Origin of the sequence: Streptococcus sp. HF-1907 (assembly GCF_015594605.1) — a bacterium.
GTDB lineage: Bacteria > Bacillota > Bacilli > Lactobacillales > Streptococcaceae > Streptococcus.
Window position 1 is genome coordinate 35,145 of record NZ_JADNQT010000009.1, and the last position, 21,637, is coordinate 56,781.

Consider the following 21,637-nt stretch of genomic DNA (forward strand, 5'->3'; position numbering starts at 1 on the left):
AAAGTGAATCATGTCAAAAGAAGAGAATAAAATGTCCCAGCAGGAGCAGATGGTCAAGGGAACAGCTTGGCTGACTGCTGGTAACTTTATCAGTCGCTTGCTGGGCGCTGTTTACATCATTCCCTGGTATGCTTGGATGGGGAAACACGCCGCCGAAGCCAATGCCTTGTTTGGCATGGGCTACGAAATCTATGCACTTTTCCTCCTAATTTCAACGGTGGGAATTCCAGTGGCGGTAGCCAAGCAGGTTTCTAAGTACAACACTCTTGGAAGTCCACAAAAAGCGACCTACTTGGTTCGTAAAATCCTTCATTTCATGTTGTTACTGGGAGCGATTTTTGCGGTAATCATGTATGTTGGGTCGCCCTTATTTGCTTCGCTGAGCCGTGGTGGGGAAGAATTGGTTCCGGTTCTCCGCAGCTTGACTTTAGCGGTTTTGGTCTTTCCTTCAATGAGCGTTCTCCGTGGCTTCTTCCAAGGTTTCAATAATCTGAAACCCTATGCCATGAGTCAGGTCGCCGAACAGGTCATACGTGTCATTTGGATGTTGCTAACGGCTTTCTTCATCATGAAGCTAGGTTCGGGGGACTACATTTCAGCAGTTACGCAGTCAACTTTTGCGGCTTTCATCGGGATGTTTGCCAGCGTTGCGGTCTTGGTTTATTTCTTGTGGCGCTATGGACTCTTGGGAGTTTTAGTTGGTAGGGAGCCTGAAGGTATTGAGGTTGACACCAAAGAAATCTTAGTAGAAACTGTCAAAGAAGCCATTCCTTTTATTATCACAGGTTCAGCCATTCAGATTTTTAAACTATTTGACCAATTTACCTTTGGAAATACCATGGCTCTCTTCACAAATTATAGCAACGCTGAGCTGAAAGTCATGTTTGCCTATTTTTCAAGTAACCCAGGTAAGGTGACGATGATTTTAATATCAGTAGCGACAGCTATTGCTGGTGTGGGGATTCCGCTACTGACAGAAAATTTTGTGAAGAATGACCGTGTAGCAGCAGGACGCTTGGTTATCAATAACCTTCAAATGCTACTCATGTTCCTTCTCCCAGCTATCACAGGTGCTGTCATTTTAGCTAAACCACTTTACACAGTCTTTTATGGACTACCTCAAGGTCAGGCACTGGGTTTGTTTGTCGCATCACTCTTGCAGACTGTCATCCTTTCTCTGTATACAGTTTTGGGACCGATGCTTCAAGCCCTGTTTGAAAATCGAAAGGCGATGATTTATTTTGGATACGGTGTACTCGCTAAAATGGTTCTCCAGGTTCCATCAATCTACCTTTTTCACGCCTACGGACCTATCTTATCAACAGCGATAGCTCTACTGTTGCCGATTGTCTTGATGTATCTTGAAATTCAGAAGATTACAGGCTTTAAGCGCCGAACCCTTCGTCGCACAAGTTTGTTGGTTCTCATTTTGACAGTTGTTATGACCATCTTTGTGGTTCTTGTAAACTGGGGGCTTAGCTTCGTTATTGCTGACAGTAATCGCTGGACAAGTATCTTCTATTTGATTGTTGTTGGAGGTGTGGGAGTCGCTGTCTATGGCGTTCTTGCTCTGAAAACACGATTGATTGATAAAATGCTCGGGGCTCGCGCCCAATCGCTGCGCAACAAATTACACATCAGCTAGACAAAAAACAAATAAACGACTAGAACAAAAGAGTTCTGGTCGTTTTAGTTATAGTTTGAGATTATAACCAACTATCAGGAACGAAAATATAAAAAAATCAGTCATTTCCAATAATAAGTGGTAAAATAGGAGAATGTAATGAATGAGGGGAAAACTATATGACAAAAAAATTCGGATTAGAAACAATTCTAGCACACGCAGGAATTCATTCAGATAAAGCAACAGGTGCCCTAACAGCGCCAATCCATTTTTCAACAACTTATCAACACCCAGAATTTGGGAAATCAACAGGTTACGATTACACTCGTACCAAAAATCCAACCCGTGCAACGGCTGAAAAAACTTTGGCAGCTATCGAAAAAGCACAGTTTGCTTTGGCGACAAGTTCAGGTATGGCAGCTGTTGTCCTTGCTATGGAAATCTTCCCAGTTGGTAGCAAGGTAGTGGCTGCGCGTGATTTGTACGGTGGTTCATTCCGTTGGTTCAATCAACAGGAAGAAAGTGGTCGCTTCTTCTTCCAATACACCAATACTGGTGAAGAGATGATTGCAGCCATTTCAGATGATACAGATATTGTTTATATTGAAACGCCAACCAACCCTCTCATGATTGAATTTGATATTGAAGCTATTGCGAAAGTGGCGCATGAACACAGTGCTAAAGTCATTGTGGATAACACTTTCTATAGCCCTATTTACCAAAATCCAATTGTTGACGGAGCAGATATTGTTGTTCATTCGGCAACGAAATATTTGTCTGGTCATAATGATGTTCTTGCAGGGGTCGTGATTACTGACGATGAAGCCCTCTATAATCAACTTTTTTACAATTTGAACACAACAGGTGCAACCTTGTCACCATTTGATTCTTACTTGTTGATTCGTAGTTTGAAAACCTTGAAATTGCGTATGGAAAAATCGACAGCCAATGCGCGTGAAGTTGTAGCTTTTTTGGAAAAATCACCTGAGGTAAAAGAAGTTCTCTATACAGGTAAAGGTGGCATGATTTCCTTTAAAGTGGTTAATCAGAATAAGATTCCTAATATCATAAATAGCCTTGAAGTCTTTACCTTCGCTGAAAGTTTGGGTGGAGTAGAAAGTTTGATTACTTACCCAACCACGCAAACGCATGCTGATATTCCAGCAGAAGTTCGTGCTTCATATGGTTTAACAGATGACCTTTTGCGTTTATCAATTGGTATTGAAGATGCTGAGGATTTGATTGCTGACTTGGCGCAAGCCTTGAAAGACTAAGGAGAGTGAAAATGGGAACTTACGATTTTACAACCTTACCAGAACGCTTCTCAACTAATGCCACCAAATGGCAAGAGACAGTTAAAGACCCAGAAGTTTTGCCCTTGTGGATTGCAGACATGGATTTCCAAGTCTTTTCGGAAATGACGCAAGCGCTAGAAGCCTTTGCAAAACGCTCAGTTTTCGGTTACGACTCACCTAAACCAAGTCTTTATCAAGCCATCTTGGATTGGGAGGCTAATGAACATGGCTATCGCTTTGACAAAGAAGCCTTGATTTTGATTGAAGGAGTGGTACCAGCTATCTCAGTAGCTATCCAAGCCTTCACAAAAGAAAACGACGCTGTCATGATTAACACACCAGTCTACCCACCCTTTGCCCGTACAGTTAAGTTGAATAAGCGTCAGCTAGTCACAAACTCTCTCCAAGAAATTGACGACCGTTTTGAAATTGATTTTGAACAACTTGAGAAAGATATTGTTGACAATGATGTGAAACTCTTTGCTTTTTGTAGCCCTCATAATCCTGGTGGGCGTGTTTGGTCCATTGTTGACCTGCAAAAAGTCGGCGATATTTGCCAAAAACACGGTGTCATCCTGATTTCAGATGAAATTCACCAAGACATGGCTCTCTTTGGAAACAAACATCATTCTTTCAACACTGTGTCCGAAAACTTCAAAAATTTTACGATTATTTTGGCTAGTGCCACTAAGACCTTCAATATTGCGGGAACTAAAAATAGCTTTGCCATTATTGAAAATGAAGGCTTGCGCCAGCAATTTAAAGAACGCCAGCTAACCAACAATCAACATGAAATATCATCTCTTGGTTTGGTAGCGACAGAGGTTGCCTTGACCCAAGGAAAACCATGGCTAGAAGAATTAAAGCCACTTATTGAACGCCATATATCTTATGTTTACCACCAGTTGACTGAAAAGACTAAAATTAAAGTGATGCAACCACAAGGGACCTACCTCATCTGGCTAGATTTTTCAGCATATGGTTTGGATCACAAAGCCTTACAAGAAAAAATCCGCTACGAAGCTAAATTGGTGCTCAATGATGGCTTGACCTTTGGAGAAGAAGGTCGTAACCATGCTCGCTTCAATGTTGCAGCACCGACTACTATCATCGAAGAAGCTGTTAAACGCTTGGTGGATGTATTTGGAAAATAGCAGCGGATTGGTAAGTGTGAAAACGGTACAATAAATCATCGCTTTTAAGAGCAGGATATGATATAATATCTTGTGATAAATTTAGATGAGAGACAGATTCTCTCCTTGATATTAAAATAGAAAGCGGTCTTTAACAATGGGTAAATTTCAAGTTATCTCACATCCACTCATTCAACACAAATTGTCAATCTTGCGTCGAACAACAACATCAACAAAAGATTTCCGTGAATTAGTCAATGAAATTGCAATGCTAATGGGTTACGAAGTTTCTCGTGACCTTCCACTTGAAGATGTTGAAATCGAAACACCGATTACCAAAACTGTTCAAAAACAATTGGCTGGTAAAAAATTGGCTATCGTTCCAATTCTTCGTGCAGGTATCGGGATGGTTGATGGTTTGCTCAGCCTTGTTCCAGCGGCTAAAGTTGGTCACATCGGTATGTATCGTGATGAAGAAACCCTCCAACCAGTTGAGTACCTTGTCAAATTACCAGTAGATATCGACCAACGTCAAATTTTCTTGGTTGACCCAATGCTTGCGACTGGTGGATCTGCAATCTTAGCTGTTGACTCACTTAAAAAACGTGGCGCAGCCAACATCAAATTTGTCTGCTTGGTAGCGGCTCCTGAAGGTGTCAAAGCTCTTCAAGAAGCACATCCAGATATTGATATCTACACAGCGGCCCTTGATGAGAAACTTAATGAGAATGGCTACATTGTTCCAGGTCTTGGTGACGCTGGTGACCGCCTCTTTGGTACAAAATAAGAAATCAACTTTCCGGTTATTACTGGAAAGTTTTTTATTTGACCTTTTTTGACCAATTGATTATAATAGTGACAATCAGAAAAAAGAAATGGAGAATTTTCTATGATTCCAGTAGTTATTGAACAAACGAGCCGTGGCGAACGCTCATACGATATTTATTCTCGCCTTTTGAAAGACCGCATCATCATGTTGACAGGCCCAGTTGAAGATAATATGGCTAATTCGATTATCGCTCAGCTATTATTCTTGGATGCTCAAGATAATACAAAAGATATCTATCTCTATGTCAACACACCAGGTGGTTCTGTCTCAGCTGGTCTTGCCATCGTGGATACCATGAATTTCATCAAGTCTGACGTGCAAACCATCGTTATGGGAATGGCAGCTTCAATGGGAACCATCATTGCCTCATCTGGTACAAAGGGTAAACGATTCATGTTGCCAAATGCAGAATACATGATTCACCAACCAATGGGCGGTACTGGCGGCGGTACACAACAAACTGATATGGCTATCGCAGCTGAGCATCTCTTGAAAACACGTCAAAACTTGGAACAAATTTTGGCAGATAATTCAGGACAAAGTCTTGAAAAAGTTCATGCGGATGCCGAACGTGATAACTGGATGAGTGCTCAAGAAACCCTTGAATACGGCTTCATCGACGAAATCATGGCTAACAATGCTTTAAAATAATTACTAAATGTTAACCGCGGAGAGTTAGACAGTGAAGGTTTACTTTCACCTAACTCTCTTTTTTGTGCACTGGAATTATGCTATAATCATCTATATGTTAAGGATAAATCAAGAGTTATTGGAAATAGATCAAGCGATTGATGAGCTTGTGACCTGCTTTTTGCAGCTAGAGGAGGTTGACCGTTACAAAAAAGCGAAATTAGCTGTTGAAAGCAATCAAGAGCTGCAGGACTTGATAAAGACATTTCAAGAAAAGCAAGCTGATTTTCAGGAAGTGAAGGACTACGCTCGGTTTAGACCTGAGGTGGGAGACTTAAGACGAAAAGTTTATCAGTTAAAGCGTCAAATTGATTTGAATAAGGATGTCGTTCAATTGAGACAAGCAGAGGTTGCTCTTCAAGAAATTCTAGCCCATATCTCCCAATATCTATCTCAAGCGGTATCAGAGGAAATTTTTGTTGATACAGGTTTACCATTAGCTGCGCATAAGCCTCATCATGACAAAGGACGCGGAAAAAATATCAAGGAAGGAGGTTAAAGATGACAAGAACATCACGCATTGGACTTGCTGTCTACCTTTACTATAATCGAGATGCAAGAAAGATACAAAAATATGGAGATGTCCATTACCATTCACGCAGGCTACGCTATATGATTATCTATGTTGATAAAGCCGAAGCTGATGAAGTGGTGGCAGAATTAAAAAGGCTGAAATTTGTGAAATCAGTAGCTCCATCACAACTGGATCAAATCAATCACCAGTTTGTAGGAAACCTACATGCTAATGAAGAAACAATCGAAAATAAAATGAATTAATGGGTTGACAATTTTCTGATAATTCAGTATTCTTGTATGTGAACTATTTTTTAGAAAATTTTAAGGAGAAAAGACATATGAAAAAGAAATTCGCTCTTGTAGCAGTTGCTTTTGTTAGTACAGCAGTGTTAGCTGCCTGTGGTACAGTAGGTGGAGGAAATTCAACTACTGGAACAAAGATTGGCGATACCATTAAACTTGGTTATAACCTTGAGTTGTCTGGTAGCGTGTCATCTTACGGTAATGCAGAGAAAAACGGTGCAGACCTTGCGGTTAAAGAAATCAATGCTGCTGGTGGCGTTGGTGGTAAAAAAATTAAAGTTATCTCAAAAGATAACAAATCTGAAAACTCAGAAGCGGCAACAGCTGCTACAAGTTTGGTAACAGCGGGCGCTAACGTTATTTTAGGACCTGCAACTTCAGGTGCTGCCGGTGCTGCTACCTCTAATGTTACTAAAGGTGGCGTTCCAATGATTTCACCTTCTGGTACACAAGATGACTTGGTTTATGGTTCAGATAAGAAAACAGTTAACCAATATTTCTTCCGTGCAACATTTGTAGATAGCTACCAAGGTAAATTGCTTTCAAGCTATGCAACAGATAAATTGAACGCTAAAAAAGTTGTTCTTTACTACGATAACTCAAATGACTATGCTAAAGGAATTGCAGAATCATTCAAGAAAGCTTACAAAGGTACAATTGTTGAAACATTGACATTTGCCTCAGGCGATACTGACTATCAAGCTGCCCTTACAAAACTTAAAGGGAAAGATTTTGATGCTATTGTTATGCCAGGTTACTATACTGAAACTGGTTTGATTGTTAAACAAGCGCGTGAACAAGGAATCACTCAACCAATCTTAGGTCCTGACGGATTTGATTCACCAAAATTTGTTGAATCAGCAACAGCATCAGCAGCTACAGATGTTTACTACTTGACTGCCTTCACTACTGAAGGGTCTTCTAAAGCTAAGAAATTCCATGATGCTTATGTGAAAGCTTACAATGAAGAGCCATCAATGTTTGCAGCCCTTTCATACGACTCTGTTTACATGGCAGCTAAAGCGGCTAAAGGTGCGAAAACATCAGTTGACATTAAAGAAAACTTGGCTAAATTGAAAGATTTCGAAGGTGTTACTGGTAAAATGTCAGTTGATAAAAACCATAACGTGGTTAAATCAGCTTACGTTATTAGCTTGAAGAATGGTTCTACAGATAACGTAGAAGTCGTTTCAGCTAAATAATTTTACACAATATGTTAGTTAGCTAGACTGAGTATCGGGTGCTTAGTCTAGTTTTCTATATTGGCAGAATTTTTGAGAAATTTTAAATACTCAAAGGTAATCTAACTTGACAACTGTCAGAAAATTTTATACATTAGTAATTGGAATTTTAAAGAAGTATGATAGAGGTAGAGTCTATTTTTGAAGATAGGTTCTTTCTTTAGTATGATGGTAGGCAGTAAATTTTTTGCTCTGCTCATTTGTCGGAAAAATAGTTAAATTCTTGAAACTTAATGTTTCTAACAATGCTTCTTTAGTGACAAAAATAGAAAGTTTGGTGACAATATGCTTCAACAGCTTGTCAATGGTTTAATCCTGGGTTCGGTTTATGCCCTTCTTGCCCTTGGTTACACTATGGTTTACGGCATTATCAAACTGATTAACTTTGCCCATGGGGACATCTATATGATGGGGGCCTTTATGGGATACTACTTAATTAGTCAGTTTCACATGAATTTTTTCTTGGCTTTGCTTTTAGCAATGGTAGGATCAGCGATTCTTGGTGTCGTTATTGAATATTTGGCTTATCGTCCTCTTCGTCAATCAACACGTATTGCGGCTTTGATTACAGCAATTGGGGTATCGTTCCTTTTGGAATACAGCATGGTTTACTTTGTAGGTGCTGATACACGTGCCTTCCCTCAAGCAATCAGTACGGTTAAATTTGACCTTGGACCAATCTCAGTGACAAATATCCAGTTGATTATCCTTGGAGTTTCACTGTTCTTGATGATAGCTTTGCAATTTATCGTTAAGCAAACAAAGATGGGGAAAGCCATGCGTGCGGTTTCTGTGGATAGCGATGCAGCGCAATTGATGGGGATTAACGTTGACCGCACAATCAGCTTCACCTTTGCACTTGGATCAGCCCTTGCCGGTGCGGGTGGTGTTCTTATCGGTCTTTACTACAACTCAATCCAACCGTTGATGGGTATGACTCCAGGGCTTAAAGCCTTTGTTGCAGCGGTTCTTGGTGGTATCGGTATTATCCCTGGTGCTGCTCTTGGTGGATTTGTTATCGGTATTTTGGAAACTTTCTCAACAGCTATCGGCTTGTCAGATTTCCGTGATGGTATCGTGTACGCAATCTTGATTGTCATTCTCTTGATTCGTCCAGCAGGTATCCTTGGTAAAAATGTGAAAGAGAAGGTGTAAGAGACGATGAAACAAAATCTAAAATCAATTCTTTCATGGTTGGCAATTGCTGTTTTAGGCTATCTCCTCATCTCAGTTCTTATTAGCGCAGGAATCTTCAATTTGTACCATGTTCAAGTGATGCAAACTATCGGAATCAATATCATCTTAGCCATTGGGCTTAATTTGATTGTTGGATTCTCTGGACAGTTCTCACTTGGTCATGCTGGTTTTATGGCTATTGGCGCCTATGCGGTTGCCATTATTGGTCTTAGAATGCCAAGCTATGGCGGTTTCTTTATTGCGATGCTTGTTGGGGTCATCCTTGCTGGCTTGGTTGCTCTTGTTGTTGGTATTCCAACTCTTCGCTTGAAAGGTGACTATCTTGCCATTTCAACATTGGGTGTTGCTGAAATCATCCGTATCCTTTTGGTTAATGGTGGTACTTTGACAAATGGTGCAGCAGGTATCTTGGGAATTCCATCGTTTACAACATGGCCACTTGTCTATATCTTTGTAGTGCTTAGCCTAGTCCTTGCTATGAACTTCTTGCGTAGCCCTCTTGGTCGTAATACCATGGCTGTGCGTGAAGATGAAATTGCAGCTGAATCTGTTGGTGTTAATACGACTAAAGTTAAAGTTGGTGCCTTTGTATTCGGTGCTATGCTAGCTGCGGTTGCAGGTAGCTTGCAAGCTGGTTATGTTGGAACAGTTATGCCTAAAGACTTTGCCTTCATGACATCAGTTAATGTCTTGATTATCGTCGTTCTTGGTGGTCTTGGTTCAATGACTGGTACTGTTGTAGCAGCAGTGGTGCTTGGTCTTCTTAATATGGTCCTCCAAGATTACTCAGAGATACGTATGATTATTTATGCGCTAGCTCTTATTCTCATCATGATTTTCCGTCCAGGTGGACTATTGGGAACAAAAGAGTTGACGCTTTCAAATTTATTTAATAAATCCAAGAAGGAGGTTAAATAATGGCACTTCTTGAAGTTAAAAATTTAACCAAAAACTTTGGTGGTTTGACAGCGGTTGGTGACGTGACCATGGAACTTGAAAAAGGAGAATTGGTCGGTTTGATTGGTCCTAACGGTGCTGGTAAAACAACGCTTTTCAATCTTTTGACCGGGGTTTATGAACCAAGTGAAGGTACTGTGACGCTTGACGGTCAGTTGCTAAATGGCAAAGCTCCTTACAAAATTGCTTCTATGGGACTTGCTCGTACTTTCCAAAATATTCGTTTGTTTAAAGACATGACTGTACTTGACAATGTTTTGGTCGGCATGAGTAACCACCATAGTTCACATGCCTTCTCAGCCTTTCTTCGTTTGCCAAAATATTATTTAAGTGAAGCAGAGTTGAAGGAAAAAGCCTTAGAGCTACTGTCAATTTTCAATCTGCAAGATGATGCAGAGACTTTGGCTAAAAACTTACCGTACGGTCAACAACGTCGTTTGGAGATTGTCCGTGCCTTGGCAACAGAACCAAAGATTCTTTTCCTTGACGAACCGGCTGCTGGGATGAACCCACAAGAAACAGCTGAATTGACACAATTGATTCGCCAAATTAAGAAACAATTTAATATTACAATCATGTTGATTGAACATGATATGAGCTTGGTTATGGAAGTTACGGAACGTATTTATGTGTTGGAATATGGTCGTTTGATTGCCCACGGAACACCAGAAGAAATCAAGACCAACCAACGCGTTATCGAAGCTTATCTTGGAGGTGAAGCCTAATGTCTATGTTGAAAGTTGAAAATCTCTCAATCCATTACGGTGTCATCCAAGCCGTTAAAAATGTTTCTTTTGAAGTTAATGAAGGTGAAGTGGTAACCCTTATCGGTGCCAATGGTGCTGGTAAAACCTCTATCATGCGTACCATTTCAGGACTTGTTCGTCCAAGTAGTGGGTCAATTTCTTTCCTTGGAGAAGATATTCATAAGGCGCAAGCACGTAAAATCGTGTCTGCTGGCTTGTCTCAAGTACCAGAGGGTCGTCATGTATTCCCTGGCTTGACCGTTTTAGAAAACTTGGAAATGGGTGCTTTTCTGCACAATGATCGTGAAGAGAACCAACGTATTTTAAAAACGGTCTTTGACCGTTTCCCACGTCTAGAAGAACGTAAAGGACAAGATGCGGCAACTCTGTCAGGTGGTGAGCAACAGATGCTTGCTATGGGACGTGCCCTCATGAGTCGTCCAAAACTCTTGCTTTTGGATGAGCCTTCAATGGGGCTTGCTCCAATCTTCATTCAAGAAATCTTTGATATTATTCAAGATATTCAAAAACAAGGGACAACCGTTCTTTTGGTAGAGCAAAATGCAAATAAAGCCTTGGCTATTGCTGACCGTGGATATGTCCTTGAAACAGGAAATATTGTTCTCACAGGAACTGGTAAGGAATTGCTAGCTTCTGATGAAGTCCGCAAGGCTTATCTTGGTGGATAATGAGAGTGAATGAGGTTGGGATAGTGTCCAATCTCATTTTTCATTTTCGAAGGACTCATGTTCATCGCACTTTTGTGAAGTTGTCTAGAAAGATTGTCTCAGCTTAACTTTATTGATTGTCGCTATTCCTTTCTTTTTATTTTCATAAAGACTAGGAAAAGGTTTCCAAAAAATGCTATAATAGACTTAGAAAATATATGAGGTTAAAGTCTTGTTAGGGTAAGTTGCAAGGCTTTCTGTAATCCAGATTTTTAGATGAGGAGAATCATATGGCAGTAAAAGATTTTATGACTAAAAAAGTCGTTTATGTATCACCAGATACGACTGTGGCACACGCTACTGATAAAATGCGTGAACAGGGGCTTCGTCGTTTGCCGGTTATGGAAAATGACAAGCTGGTTGGCTTGGTAACGGAAGGGACAATGGCTGAAGCAAGTCCTTCTAAAGCGACCAGTCTTTCAATCTATGAAATGAACTATCTACTAAACAAAACCTTGATTCGTGATATCATGATTAAAAATGTCGTTACCGTTTCTCAGTACGCTAGTCTTGAAGATGCCATTTACATTATGATGAAAAATAATGTTGGTGTGCTTCCTGTTGTTGATAACGGTCAGGTTTATGGTATCATCACTGATAAGGATATTTACAAGGCTTTTCTTGAAATCTCAGGTTATGGTGAGGAAGGTATTCGTGTGGCTTTGTTAGCTGAGGATAGTGTCGGAACTTTGTTGAAGGTTGTGGATACGATTGCTAAGGCAAATTTGAATATTAAACGTACCGTGGTTGCAACGCGTGCCTCTGGTAAGACAGCTATCGAGATTCAGTTGGAGGGTCATACTGACTTGGGAGCCTTGAAAGCTAATCTTCAAGAAGATGGTGTTGAAGTGCAGGCGGTTGAATACACAGAAGCTAAAGTAATTGACTAATGCAAGAGCATGGGAGTAGGGCCTGAGTGAAAGTTATGACTTTTGCTGAGAACTTACTCCCTTTTTAGGTCAATTTTTGGTAAAATAGAGGTGATAGTATTGATTTGGACTTTTTTGTTTAAATCAATTGATGAAGATAAATTTAAAAGTGTGCGACGGTGGAAGTGACTGCTGGAGGATACTTATCAAAGGATAGACATGACAAAAGGATATATTATCTCATTTGAAGGGCCAGACGGAGCTGGGAAAACAACAGTTCTGAATAAGATTTTGCCCATTTTGCAAGAAAAGCTAGCGCAGCCTATTCTCACAACGCGTGAGCCTGGTGGTGTGGTTATTTCGGAACGTATTCGTGATGTGATTTTGGATATTAATCACACGGAGATGGATGCTAAGACGGAATTGTTGCTTTATATGGCGGCGCGCCGTCAGCACTGGATTGAGCGTGTTTTGCCTGCTGTTGAAGCGGGGCAGGTCGTGATTATGGACCGCTTTATTGATAGCTCTGTGGCCTATCAGGGGGCTGGACGTGGCTTGGACAAATCAGAAATTTCCTGGTTAAATGCTTATGCTACAGACCACCACAAACCCGATTTGACACTTTATTTTGACGTGCCGTCAGAGCTTGGTCTAGCTCGTATTGAAGCCAATGCTGACCGTGAAGTGAATCGCTTGGATTTGGAAAAATTGGATATGCATCAGCGCGTACGTCAAGGCTATTTAGAGCTAGCTAAGGACGAATCAGAACGGATTATGACCGTTGATGCATCGCAGGATTTGGAAACGGTCGTTGATGCAACTTTAGGTCATATTCTTGACCATATCGGGAAATGATAGGAAGTATGGATTTAGCAAGGTTACAGCCACAGTTATTTGAGGATTTTAAGAACATTTTACAATCAGATAGGATGAATCATGCCTATCTTTTTTCGGGAAATTTTGCTAGTTTTGATATGGCTTTGTATTTAGCTAAAAGCCGATTTTGTGAGGATTTGCAGAATCATTTACCTTGTGGCAATTGCCGTACTTGTCGTTTGATTGCTGCTGGTGAGTTTTCGGATGTGCGTGTGATTGAGCCCCAGGGGCAGGTCATTAAGACGGAAACCATTAAGGAAGCTATGCGTAATTTTTCACGGTCAGGCTATGAAGGTGCTTCGCAAGTTTTTATCATCAAGGATTGTGAGAAAATGCATATCAATGCAGCTAACAGCCTCCTCAAATTTATCGAGGAGCCACAAAGTGATTCTTACATCATTCTTTTGACCAGTGATGATAATAAGGTTTTGCCGACCATCAAGAGTCGGACGCAGATTTTTCGTTTTCCTAAGCAGTTGGAGCTTTTGGTACGGGCAGCGGAGAAAGAAGGATTTTTGAAAGACCAGGCGCAGCTTTTGGCTGAGGTGGCCAAAGACTTTGAGCACTTGAAGCAGTTGATGCAGACAAAGAAGTTAGTGGATGCTATTCCTATCTGCCAGCGGTTTGTCTTAACTCTCATCCGTGACAGGCAGTTGGCTTATTTGGGTGTGGCAAAATTAGCTGTGCTTTTAACAGAAAAGAATGAGCAAGATATTGCTTTTCAGTGGTTAGCTCTGCTATTATCCAAAAATACAAGTAATCCTAATCGAATGACGGATCTTGATAAGGTGTATCGCGCCCACCAAATGTGGAAAAGTAATGTCAGTTTTCAAAATGTGCTAGAATATATGGTGATATCATGACAGAAGTAATTGGAATCAAATTAGAGCAAATGGGTAAAACATCTTATGTGGAGGCTGACCAGGTCTATGCTGTGGATGATTTTGTAGTTGTTAAGCAAGGCAAGGGAAGTTTTTTAGGGCAGGTTGTTGTGGCTAATACTGATGTAGCTGATGAGCATTTGCCTAGTAAGATGGGGAATCTGCTTGGCTTAGCTAGTGATATGGACTTGAAAGCCTATCAGGAAAATATTGCCTATGCTCAGGAATCGGTTGAGGATGTCAAAGAGTTGATTGCTCTTAATCGCCTGAAAATGAAATTGGTGGACATTGTTTTTCCGCTGGACCGCAACTATGTCTTGATTACTTTTTCAGCAGAGGGGCGCGTGGATTTCCGACAGTTGTTGAAGGCTTTGGCTAGCTATTTCCGCACTCGCATTGAGCTTCGCCAGATTAATGACCGTGAGGAGGCTAAAATCTATGGTGGTTTGGGGCCATGTGGTCGGGCGCTTTGTTGCAGTTCCTTCTTAGGAGAATTTCCACCGGTATCTATTAAAATGGTCAAGAATCAAGGCTTGTCTTTGAATTCTGGGAAAACAAGTGGTATTTGTGGACGTCTCATGTGCTGTTTGAGCTTTGAAGACAATTTTTACAAAGAGTCTCGCGAAAAATTCCCTGATGTGGGAACCAAAGTGACTACGGATAAAGGTGTCGGAGTGGTCTCAGGAATTGACGTTCTCTCAGAAACCGTCAAAGTCCGCTTTGATGAAGATGTCCGCACCCAACTAACTTATACCCTAGAGGAGGTAAGCGTTTATGGATAAAAAAGACCTATTTGATGCCTTTGAAGGCTTTTCAGATAAATTATTGGCGACAGTCGGTGAGATTGAAACCATGAAAAATCAGGTTCAACAAATTCTTGAAGAAAATACAGGCTTACGCCTCGAAAATACCAAATTACGTGAGCGTCTTAGTCATTTAGAACAGGAAATGTCTCCGAAGAGCTCTAAGCAAGGTCGTGAGCATCTAGAAGGCATTTACAATGATGGTTTCCATATCTGTAATACTTTTTACGGACAACGTCGTGAAAATGACGAGGACTGCGCTTTCTGCATTGAATTGCTGTACAGGGAGTAGGCTCAGATGCAAGTACAAAAATCCTTTAAATCACAGACCAGCTATGGGACACTTTACTTGGTGCCAACTCCGATCGGGAACTTGCAGGACATGACTTTTCGCTCTGTTCAGACCCTCAGGGATGCGGATTTTATTTGCGCTGAGGATACCCGCAACACTGGCCTTTTGCTCAAGTATTTCGAGATTGAGACCAATCAGATTAGCTTCCACGAGCACAATGCTTATGAGAAGATTCCTGGCTTGATTGACCTTCTTAAGGATGGAAAATCGCTGGCGCAAGTTTCAGATGCAGGTATGCCCTCCATCTCCGACCCAGGTCATGACTTGGTCAAAGAGGCTATTGCCAATGATATTTCGGTGGTTGCCCTGCCGGGTGCCAGTGCTGGCATCACAGCTTTGATAGCATCAGGGCTTGCACCGCAACCCCACATTTTTTATGGTTTCTTACCACGAAAAAAAGGGCAACAACAAGCTTTCTTTGAAGAAAAGAAAACTTATCCTGAGACACAGATTTTTTACGAGTCACCGTTTCGTGTGGCTGATACTCTGGCAAACATGAAGGAAGTTTACGGAGACCGTCAGGTAGTGGTTGTCCGTGAATTGACCAAGCTCTACGAAGAATACCAGCGCGGAACAATATCAGAAATTTTAGATTACATTTCAGAAACACCGTTGAAGGGAGAATGCCTCCTCATCGTTTCAGGTAATAATGGTGAAGTTGCGGAAGAAAATCTAACATCTGGTGTTGATGCAAAAAAAGCCGTTCAGGAATTAATCAACCAAGGCATGAAACCTAATCAGGCTATCAAAAAAATCGCTAAAAACCTAGGTTTATTAAGACAAGATGTCTATAATGACTATCATGGAATCAACAGTTAAGGGCTCATTGTCAACTGTAGTGGGTGACTTATCACTAACATCTAGAGAGAATCAGATTGGTTCTCTCTATTTTGATGTTCAAAGCGATGAGAATTTTTGTTTTAAAGTTCTTGAAGTTTCGAAAACCGAAAGCTTGATGCTTAATGTCCTTGATGAGTTTGTTAGTGGCTTCTAGCTTGGCGTTAGAATAAGGGAGCTCCAGGGCGTTTGCAATGTAGGGGTTGTATTTTTTGAAGGTCTTAAAGACAGTTGAAAAAGCAGGATTAACAAAGGGAAGGTTGTCGTCAATCAGTGCCATAAAATGGTCGGTATTCTTCTCTTGAAAATGGAATAATAAGAGTTGATACAAGTCATAATAATAGCGGAGCTCCTCCGAGAAGTCTAGGATTTTCTCAACAATCTCCTTATGAGTCAAGGTTTGCCTAAAAGTCCGTGAATAAAAGCGTTTGTCAGAGAGTTTGCGACTGTCTTTCTGGAGTATTTTCCAGTGATTTTTCATAGCTCGATAAGGGAGAGACTTTTTATCAAAGCTCTTCATGATGGTAATTCGAGTGCTCATCATAGCTCTGCCAAGGTGTTGGACAATATGGAAGCGATCGAGCACGATTTTAGCTTTGGGGAGTGAAACAGTCTGGGGAGAGACTGTTTCAGCCTGAGCCTAAAAATAGGAGAGCGAAGGGTCTTAGGATTGGAATATAAGACCCAGATATGTCCACGGTAACGGCTTTAACCGCCTCACGAACAGTTCTAGGATAGCGATAAAAGTAGTTTTTGATGGTAGTTTGTCGCTTGTTTTCAAGGAGAGTGACAATCTTTCTGGTCTTAAAATCTTGAGCGATGAAAGCCAGTTGTCCCCTGTTCTGAGAAAATTCATCTACTGATAGAACCTCAGGAAGACGAGTAAAGTCTTCCTTGAAGGTGAAGGCTTCTAGCTGACGTTGGACAAGAGATACTGAAAGGTGGAGTCTCTTAGCGATGGCAGTATTAGTTAACTTTTCGGTATGGTATTGTGTGATTTTCTGGCGGACAGGCTTCGAGATTTGGCAATGTTTCTTGACTAAGCTGGTCTCAGAAACCGTCACCCGACGACAGCCCTTACATTGAAAGCGTCGCTTCTTGAGTTTGAGGACCGTTGGCATGCCTTGGACGTCAAGGATTGGGATGGTAGAGGCTCGTTGAAAGTCATACTTGCTCATCTGACTTTTGCAGTGAGGGCAGAGTGGAGGCTGATAGTCTAGGCTAGCCTCAATCAAGATATGAGTATCAGCTTTAAAAACAGTCTTGATTTTGATATTTTTGTCTTTTAATCCGATGAGTTCTGTGGTATTCTTAAGTTGTTTCATAAGGTCTTCCTAATGAGTTGTTTAGTCGCTTTTCATTATAAATCTTATGGGGCTTTTTTGATACACTGAAAAAGCTCCATAATCTCTGTGGTGGATTTACCCACTACAGAAATTATAGAGCCCAGTTAAGCTGTTGATTTTTTCTTTTTTCGACTGACAATCCATGTCAGAGAGTTAAAAAATTCAGAAAAATTTGACAAAAGTTATTTACTTTCTTTTGAAATGGTGTTATATTAAGTGACATAATTTTAAAGGGGGTCACTTTATGGATACAGGAAGTATTGCTTTTATGTTAATTTGTTCAGCCTTGGTCTTTTTCATGACACCTGGGCTAGCATTCTTCTACGGGGGGCTTGGTCGACGTAAAAATGTCATTAACAACATGATGATGTGTGTGGCGCCAATTGCCATTGCGACGGTCATGTGGATTGTGCTTGGTTATTCTCTATCATTCTCTGGTAGTGGTAAGCTGATTGGTGATTTTTCCCACCTTTTCTTAAATGGTGTTAGTGAAACAGCAAGCAGCCGTGGCCTTTCAATCCCAGATGCCTTGTTTGCGGCTTTCCAAATGATGTTTCCAATCATTACTGTGGCCATCCTGACAGGAGCAGCAGCAGGGCGTATGCGTTTTGTGCCACTTATGATTTTCATTCCGATTTGGTTGCTGCTGGTTTATTTTCCCTTTGCCCACATGGTTTGGGGAGATGGATTGTTAGCTAAGTGGGGAACCATTGACTTCGCCGGTGGCGATGTGGTTCATATCACCTCAGGGGTGTCTGGCTTGGTTTTAGCTCTGCTCTTGGGCAAACGTCGTGACTATGATCGCTTAGAATACCGTCCCCACAATGTGCCTTTCGTGCTTCTGGGTGCTGGTATCCTTTGGCTCGGTTGGTTTGGTTTCAATGCTGGCTCTAGTCTAGGTGCCAACAGCTTGGCAGTACATGCCTTTTTGACCACTCACTTATCAGCGGCTGCAGCTATGCTATCATGGCTCTTAATTGAAAAACGTCAAACAGGCAAGTTTTCTTTGGTAGGAGCTTCGACAGGTTTGGTGGCTGGTCTAGTCGCTATCACGCCTGGTGCTGGCTATGTGCCACTTTGGAGTGCCTTGATTATCGGTCTTTTGGTCAGTCCTGTTTGTTACTTTGCCATCGCCGTGCTCAAACGTCGCTTTGGTTATGATGATGCTTTGGATGCCTTCGGTTGCCATGGTATCGGTGGTATCTTCGGTGGTCTGGTGACAGGGGTTTTTACCAGTCCTAGCTTGGCGCTTAATAAAGCAAATATTGGTTTGATTTATGGCAATCCTCGTCTTTTCTTGGTAACTATTGCGGCTATCATTTTCACCATCGCTTGGTCAGCGCTAGCCACATTTATTATCATCAAAATCATCGGTCACTTCACAGATATTCGTGTGACTGACCGTGAAGAAGCTATCGGTCTTGATGATAGTGAGCATGAGGAAACAGCCTACCCAACCTTTATGGGACTTGATTCATAGAAAGGAAATCGCATGAAAAAACTTGAAGCTATTATTCGTCCAGAAAAATTGGAAGACCTCAAAGATGCCTTGTCCAAGGCCGGCTTTGCTAAGGGTATGACCGTCAGTCAAGTGCTGGGCTATGGCAATCAAAAAGGTTTTGCCGAATACGTCCGCGGTCAAAAGATTGTGCCAACCCTGCTTGCCAAGGTCAAGGTTGAAATGATTATCCATGATATGGATACCGAGGAAATCGCAGATTTAATCTGCAAGACTGTGCGTACAGGGGAAGTCGGAGATGGAAAAATCTTCATCTTCCCAGTCGAAGAAGTCATCCGCATCCGTACTGGTGAACGTGATGGCGATGCTATTTAAAGATTATTGCTAGATTAAGGATAAAGAAGCCTTCATTCTCGAAAGTGAAGGCTTCTTTTTGTGTTTAGCAGTTTATAGTTTTGTTCTTATGGCCAATCTGTGGGAGAAAAGCTATTTGCTGGACTTGCGAAACCCATTCCTACCATAGGAGCGCATTTTCTGTTTGGATTTGAATTCTTCCTACGGTAGGAATGATGTTTTTAAGTTGGTTAAGTCCCTTCCTATGGTAGGAGTAATATTTTCAAGTTGGTTAAGTGCCTTCCTATGGTAGGAATGATGTTTTCAAGTTGATTAAGTGTCTTCCTACGGTAGGAGCAAGTCTTTCAAGGTAGTTCACCTCATTCCTATGGTGGGAGAATCATTTTAGAGTCAGTTCATTCCGTTCCTGCGGTAGGAGAGGAGCTTTCGAGTTGGTTCACCTCATTCCCACGGTGGGAAAAGATTTTAGAGCCAGCTCCCCTCATTCCCGTAGCGGGATGAGAGTTTTCAAGCCAGTCCATCTCGTTCCCACCATGTGAGAGCAATTTCTAAGCCATCACAGCTTGTTCCCGTAATGGGAATAATATTATTGGTCTTGCACTCCTCATCGCACTTTGCGACAGCTGATTTCCTCTTTCTTCATGTACTCGGACAGTTGATTTTATCATATTACCCAGTTTTTCTTCTCAAAAATCCGGTCACCTACCAGCCAGAAGTGCTATAATAGCGTTGAGTCCTTGTTAAATGGCTAAAAGGAGTTTGGTTTTGCTTAGTATTTTGTCGCGGGCTGTTGGTTTTCTTTTGATTATCTATTTGGGCTATTTTCTTAAGCATCGGCAGGTTTTTAGGCGAGAAGATGGTGCTAAATTGTCGGTTATTCTCATGAACGTAACTTTGCCCTGCTCAATTTTATCGTCTGAGCACCAGCTGACCTTTACGTCCCAGCTTTTGATTCCCTTTTTTCTTGGAATGCTGGGGAATCTTCTTTTGGATGGGATTGGCTACTATTTTGAAAAGAGTCATAAGCCTGAAGCTAAGGCTATTGCCCTCATTCAAAGTTCTGGTTTTAACATTGGTACCTTTGTTCTGCCCTTTGTCATGGTCTTTTTCCCCAGTCGCTACATCATGACAGTCCTGCTCTTTGATACCGGCAACTCGATTATGTGTATTCGGGGCAATTATCTCATGGCAGAGCGGATTATTGGCGGTCAGCAAAAAGAATCACTTCTAGCGCTGGCTAAGAAGGTCTTTGCCTCTATCCCCCTTTGCACCTATCTCTTGGTGTTGGTTATTTCACTCCTCCACATCAGCATTCCACAGGGAATTTTGAACATCACTAGTATCGCTGGTAACGCTAATCCCTTCCTAGCCATGTTCATGATTGGGGTCATGGTTGATTTCCATATTGAAAAATCAGCTGCCGCTTCTTTGGTGAGACGATTGTTGCAACGCTTTGGCTTCATGGCGGTGCTGTCAGCCCTACTTTACCTCTTCTTGCCTGTCAACTTGGCCGCTAAACAAATGATGGTACTCTGCCTCTTTGCCCCTATCTCAACACTAGGTCCTGTCTATGCCATGCAACTAGGTTCCAAGAGTGCCGAACCTGCCAATCTCAACTCCCTCAGCATTTTTGTCAGCATCATCATCCTGACCATACTCTGCCTCTGCTTTATTTGATAAGACAGTTACCATAGAAAAAGATCTCCTTGAACTTTAAACAATTCAAGGAGATTCTTTTTAGGTTTATTTTACATTGACAAGTGACTTTATCCTTTGGCTAAGTTTAAATATTTAATTTGTTCAACGGGTAACAGTACCCTTTGTGAAGAAAATTGCTTTCGCCTGCACTAGCTAAGAAAATATCTAAACATCAACAATCTTAAATCATTTTAGTACCATGAACAGCAGTGGCGCTGGTTTGGTCACAGAGTTCTTGGTAGTTGTCGGCTGTTACTCCGCCACCAATCATGATTTCGATGCGTTTATTAGCGTAGTCGATAAGGTCTTTGATGTGTTCAACATTGGCTGCGATAGGCTGGTCGTTTGCTGAACCGTGAAGGAGAATGCGAGCAAAGCCCAAGTCCACTAATTCATCTAGCGCAGCCTTTTGCTCCTCCAAAGGAATCTGGTCAAAAGCCATGTGAAAGACGAGGGGAAGTCCTTGAGTGGATGGGAGGAGTTGCTCGATGGCGTCTGTGTCGATGTGATTGTCTTCAGTGAGGGCGCCGAGGACAAGTGCGTCTGCTTCGAGCTCAATAGCCTTGAGAATATCCTCCTCCATTGCGCGAAGTTCAAGGTCGTTGTAGACGAAATTGCCACCGCGCGGGCGAATCATGACAGCAAGGCTGACGCCCTTTTCGTGAAGATAGGTGCTGGCCTCTTTGATGACGCCGTAGCTTGGCGTTGTGCCTCCGACAGTCAGGTTGTCGCAGAGTTCGACGCGTTTTATGGCTGCGCTGTCCACTTTGGGGAGGTCTGTCAGATTCTCAGCGCAAAATTCTTTAATAATCATGGATGCTCCTTTAACATAATGTTCGTTGTTTTTATTATAACATGAAATAGAAAAGAATTTTTTGCTAAAATAATTGAAAAAATCTTTAC

Annotated in this window: 21 protein-coding genes and 2 pseudogenes; 21 read left to right on the top strand and 2 right to left on the bottom strand. The window is 41.6% G+C overall.

The features are described from left to right. Positions 1-10: 10 nt before the first annotated feature. The 18 genes and pseudogenes from IYQ92_RS06160 (at position 11) to rsmI (ending at position 15,859) form a co-directional block, all read left to right on the top strand. Positions 11-1,645, top strand: coding sequence for a putative polysaccharide biosynthesis protein (locus tag IYQ92_RS06160; protein ID WP_195675852.1), 1,635 nt, complete (start codon positions 11-13; stop codon positions 1,643-1,645). Between the two features lie 158 nt (positions 1,646-1,803). Then, on the top strand, positions 1,804-2,898 hold the full coding sequence (locus IYQ92_RS06165) for a cystathionine gamma-synthase (protein WP_195675853.1): 1,095 nt from the start codon (positions 1,804-1,806) through the stop codon (positions 2,896-2,898). An 11-nt stretch (positions 2,899-2,909) separates the two neighbouring features. Further along, positions 2,910-4,073, top strand: a complete 1,164-nt coding sequence (locus tag IYQ92_RS06170) for a MalY/PatB family protein (RefSeq protein WP_195675854.1) — start codon at positions 2,910-2,912, stop codon at positions 4,071-4,073. A 136-nt stretch (positions 4,074-4,209) separates the two neighbouring features. Next, positions 4,210-4,839 (top strand): uracil phosphoribosyltransferase, encoded by a 630-nt coding sequence (gene upp / locus IYQ92_RS06175; protein ID WP_195675855.1) that lies wholly within the window; start codon positions 4,210-4,212, stop codon positions 4,837-4,839. A 99-nt stretch (positions 4,840-4,938) separates the two neighbouring features. Continuing rightward, positions 4,939-5,532 (top strand): annotated as a pseudogene (locus IYQ92_RS06180) (ATP-dependent Clp protease proteolytic subunit); the annotation flags it as partial. A 94-nt stretch (positions 5,533-5,626) separates the two neighbouring features. Then, a complete protein-coding gene (locus tag IYQ92_RS06185; protein WP_195675857.1) occupies positions 5,627-6,070 on the top strand; it encodes a YlbF family regulator in 444 nt (147 codons plus the stop codon). A gap of 2 nt (positions 6,071-6,072) precedes the next feature. Further along, positions 6,073-6,348 (top strand): DUF2129 domain-containing protein, encoded by a 276-nt coding sequence (locus IYQ92_RS06190; protein WP_195675858.1) that lies wholly within the window; start codon positions 6,073-6,075, stop codon positions 6,346-6,348. A 77-nt stretch (positions 6,349-6,425) separates the two neighbouring features. After that, positions 6,426-7,592, top strand: a complete 1,167-nt coding sequence (locus IYQ92_RS06195) for an ABC transporter substrate-binding protein (protein ID WP_195675859.1) — start codon at positions 6,426-6,428, stop codon at positions 7,590-7,592. Positions 7,593-7,916: 324 nt separating this feature from the next. After that, the gene (locus tag IYQ92_RS06200) at positions 7,917-8,786 is read left to right on the top strand and encodes a branched-chain amino acid ABC transporter permease (protein WP_195675860.1); all 870 of its coding nucleotides are present in this window, start codon (positions 7,917-7,919) and stop codon (positions 8,784-8,786) included. A gap of 6 nt (positions 8,787-8,792) precedes the next feature. Beyond that, a complete protein-coding gene (locus IYQ92_RS06205; protein ID WP_195675861.1) occupies positions 8,793-9,746 on the top strand; it encodes a branched-chain amino acid ABC transporter permease in 954 nt (317 codons plus the stop codon). Next, positions 9,746-10,510, top strand: coding sequence for an ABC transporter ATP-binding protein (locus tag IYQ92_RS06210; protein ID WP_195675862.1), 765 nt, complete (start codon positions 9,746-9,748; stop codon positions 10,508-10,510). Before IYQ92_RS06205 ends, IYQ92_RS06210 begins: the two co-directional genes overlap by 1 nt. Continuing rightward, positions 10,510-11,220, top strand: a complete 711-nt coding sequence (locus IYQ92_RS06215; RefSeq protein ID WP_195675863.1) for an ABC transporter ATP-binding protein — start codon at positions 10,510-10,512, stop codon at positions 11,218-11,220. Before IYQ92_RS06210 ends, IYQ92_RS06215 begins: the two co-directional genes overlap by 1 nt. A gap of 269 nt (positions 11,221-11,489) precedes the next feature. After that, positions 11,490-12,149, top strand: a complete 660-nt coding sequence (locus IYQ92_RS06220; protein WP_195675864.1) for a CBS domain-containing protein — start codon at positions 11,490-11,492, stop codon at positions 12,147-12,149. A 198-nt stretch (positions 12,150-12,347) separates the two neighbouring features. Further along, on the top strand, positions 12,348-12,983 hold the full coding sequence (gene tmk / locus IYQ92_RS06225) for a dTMP kinase (RefSeq protein WP_195675865.1): 636 nt from the start codon (positions 12,348-12,350) through the stop codon (positions 12,981-12,983). Positions 12,984-12,991: 8 nt separating this feature from the next. Then, positions 12,992-13,867 carry a DNA polymerase III subunit delta' gene (locus IYQ92_RS06230; RefSeq protein WP_195675866.1) on the top strand — a complete coding sequence of 292 codons (876 nt, stop codon included), beginning with the start codon at positions 12,992-12,994 and terminating at the stop codon, positions 13,865-13,867. Beyond that, entirely contained in the window at positions 13,864-14,667 is an 804-nt protein-coding gene (gene ricT, locus IYQ92_RS06235; RefSeq protein WP_195675867.1) for a PSP1 domain-containing protein, read from the top strand. The genes IYQ92_RS06230 and ricT overlap by 4 nt, the downstream gene beginning before the upstream one ends. Further along, complete coding sequence (gene yabA, locus IYQ92_RS06240; RefSeq protein ID WP_195675868.1) at positions 14,660-14,980, top strand: DNA replication initiation control protein YabA; 321 nt, start codon at positions 14,660-14,662, stop codon at positions 14,978-14,980. The genes ricT and yabA overlap by 8 nt, the downstream gene beginning before the upstream one ends. A gap of 6 nt (positions 14,981-14,986) precedes the next feature. Next, on the top strand, positions 14,987-15,859 hold the full coding sequence (gene rsmI, locus IYQ92_RS06245; protein WP_195675869.1) for a 16S rRNA (cytidine(1402)-2'-O)-methyltransferase: 873 nt from the start codon (positions 14,987-14,989) through the stop codon (positions 15,857-15,859). A 34-nt stretch (positions 15,860-15,893) separates the two neighbouring features. On the opposite strand, the pseudogene IYQ92_RS06250 reads toward rsmI, so the two are convergent. After that, positions 15,894-17,202, bottom strand: a pseudogene (locus IYQ92_RS06250) (transposase). Positions 17,203-17,467: 265 nt separating this feature from the next. Here IYQ92_RS06250 and IYQ92_RS06255 point away from each other — a divergent pair. From IYQ92_RS06255 to IYQ92_RS06265, 3 genes are all read left to right on the top strand, one after another. Beyond that, positions 17,468-18,703, top strand: a complete 1,236-nt coding sequence (locus tag IYQ92_RS06255; RefSeq protein WP_195675870.1) for an ammonium transporter — start codon at positions 17,468-17,470, stop codon at positions 18,701-18,703. 12 nt (positions 18,704-18,715) lie between these two features. After that, positions 18,716-19,057: a P-II family nitrogen regulator gene (locus tag IYQ92_RS06260; protein WP_195675871.1), complete on the top strand. Its 342-nt coding sequence runs from the start codon at positions 18,716-18,718 to the stop codon at positions 19,055-19,057. A gap of 744 nt (positions 19,058-19,801) precedes the next feature. Further along, positions 19,802-20,713: an AEC family transporter gene (locus IYQ92_RS06265; protein WP_195675872.1), complete on the top strand. Its 912-nt coding sequence runs from the start codon at positions 19,802-19,804 to the stop codon at positions 20,711-20,713. Between the two features lie 202 nt (positions 20,714-20,915). On the opposite strand, the gene IYQ92_RS06270 is transcribed toward IYQ92_RS06265, so the two are convergent. Then, positions 20,916-21,548 (bottom strand): copper homeostasis protein CutC, encoded by a 633-nt coding sequence (locus tag IYQ92_RS06270; RefSeq protein ID WP_195675873.1) that lies wholly within the window; start codon positions 21,546-21,548, stop codon positions 20,916-20,918. Positions 21,549-21,637: the final 89 nt, after the last annotated feature.

Excerpts from the sequence above, each read along its gene's own strand:
- IYQ92_RS06215 (WP_195675863.1), top strand. The coding sequence starts at position 10,510 with ATGTCTATGTTGAAAGTTGAAAATCTCTCAATCCATTACGGTGTCATC.
- IYQ92_RS06205 (WP_195675861.1), top strand. The coding sequence starts at position 8,793 with ATGAAACAAAATCTAAAATCAATTCTTTCATGGTTGGCAATTGCTGTT.
- IYQ92_RS06255 (WP_195675870.1), top strand. The coding sequence starts at position 17,468 with ATGGATACAGGAAGTATTGCTTTTATGTTAATTTGTTCAGCCTTGGTC.
- IYQ92_RS06210 (WP_195675862.1), top strand. The coding sequence starts at position 9,746 with ATGGCACTTCTTGAAGTTAAAAATTTAACCAAAAACTTTGGTGGTTTG.
- IYQ92_RS06170 (WP_195675854.1), top strand. The coding sequence starts at position 2,910 with ATGGGAACTTACGATTTTACAACCTTACCAGAACGCTTCTCAACTAAT.
- upp (WP_195675855.1), top strand. The coding sequence starts at position 4,210 with ATGGGTAAATTTCAAGTTATCTCACATCCACTCATTCAACACAAATTG.
- IYQ92_RS06195 (WP_195675859.1), top strand. The coding sequence starts at position 6,426 with ATGAAAAAGAAATTCGCTCTTGTAGCAGTTGCTTTTGTTAGTACAGCA.
- tmk (WP_195675865.1), top strand. The coding sequence starts at position 12,348 with ATGACAAAAGGATATATTATCTCATTTGAAGGGCCAGACGGAGCTGGG.
- yabA (WP_195675868.1), top strand. The coding sequence starts at position 14,660 with ATGGATAAAAAAGACCTATTTGATGCCTTTGAAGGCTTTTCAGATAAA.
- IYQ92_RS06230 (WP_195675866.1), top strand. The coding sequence starts at position 12,992 with ATGGATTTAGCAAGGTTACAGCCACAGTTATTTGAGGATTTTAAGAAC.
- IYQ92_RS06270 (WP_195675873.1), bottom strand. The coding sequence starts at position 21,548 with ATGATTATTAAAGAATTTTGCGCTGAGAATCTGACAGACCTCCCCAAA.
- IYQ92_RS06200 (WP_195675860.1), top strand. The coding sequence starts at position 7,917 with ATGCTTCAACAGCTTGTCAATGGTTTAATCCTGGGTTCGGTTTATGCC.
- IYQ92_RS06160 (WP_195675852.1), top strand. The coding sequence starts at position 11 with ATGTCAAAAGAAGAGAATAAAATGTCCCAGCAGGAGCAGATGGTCAAG.
- IYQ92_RS06260 (WP_195675871.1), top strand. The coding sequence starts at position 18,716 with ATGAAAAAACTTGAAGCTATTATTCGTCCAGAAAAATTGGAAGACCTC.
- ricT (WP_195675867.1), top strand. The coding sequence starts at position 13,864 with ATGACAGAAGTAATTGGAATCAAATTAGAGCAAATGGGTAAAACATCT.
- IYQ92_RS06220 (WP_195675864.1), top strand. The coding sequence starts at position 11,490 with ATGGCAGTAAAAGATTTTATGACTAAAAAAGTCGTTTATGTATCACCA.
- IYQ92_RS06165 (WP_195675853.1), top strand. The coding sequence starts at position 1,804 with ATGACAAAAAAATTCGGATTAGAAACAATTCTAGCACACGCAGGAATT.
- IYQ92_RS06185 (WP_195675857.1), top strand. The coding sequence starts at position 5,627 with ATGTTAAGGATAAATCAAGAGTTATTGGAAATAGATCAAGCGATTGAT.
- rsmI (WP_195675869.1), top strand. The coding sequence starts at position 14,987 with ATGCAAGTACAAAAATCCTTTAAATCACAGACCAGCTATGGGACACTT.
- IYQ92_RS06190 (WP_195675858.1), top strand. The coding sequence starts at position 6,073 with ATGACAAGAACATCACGCATTGGACTTGCTGTCTACCTTTACTATAAT.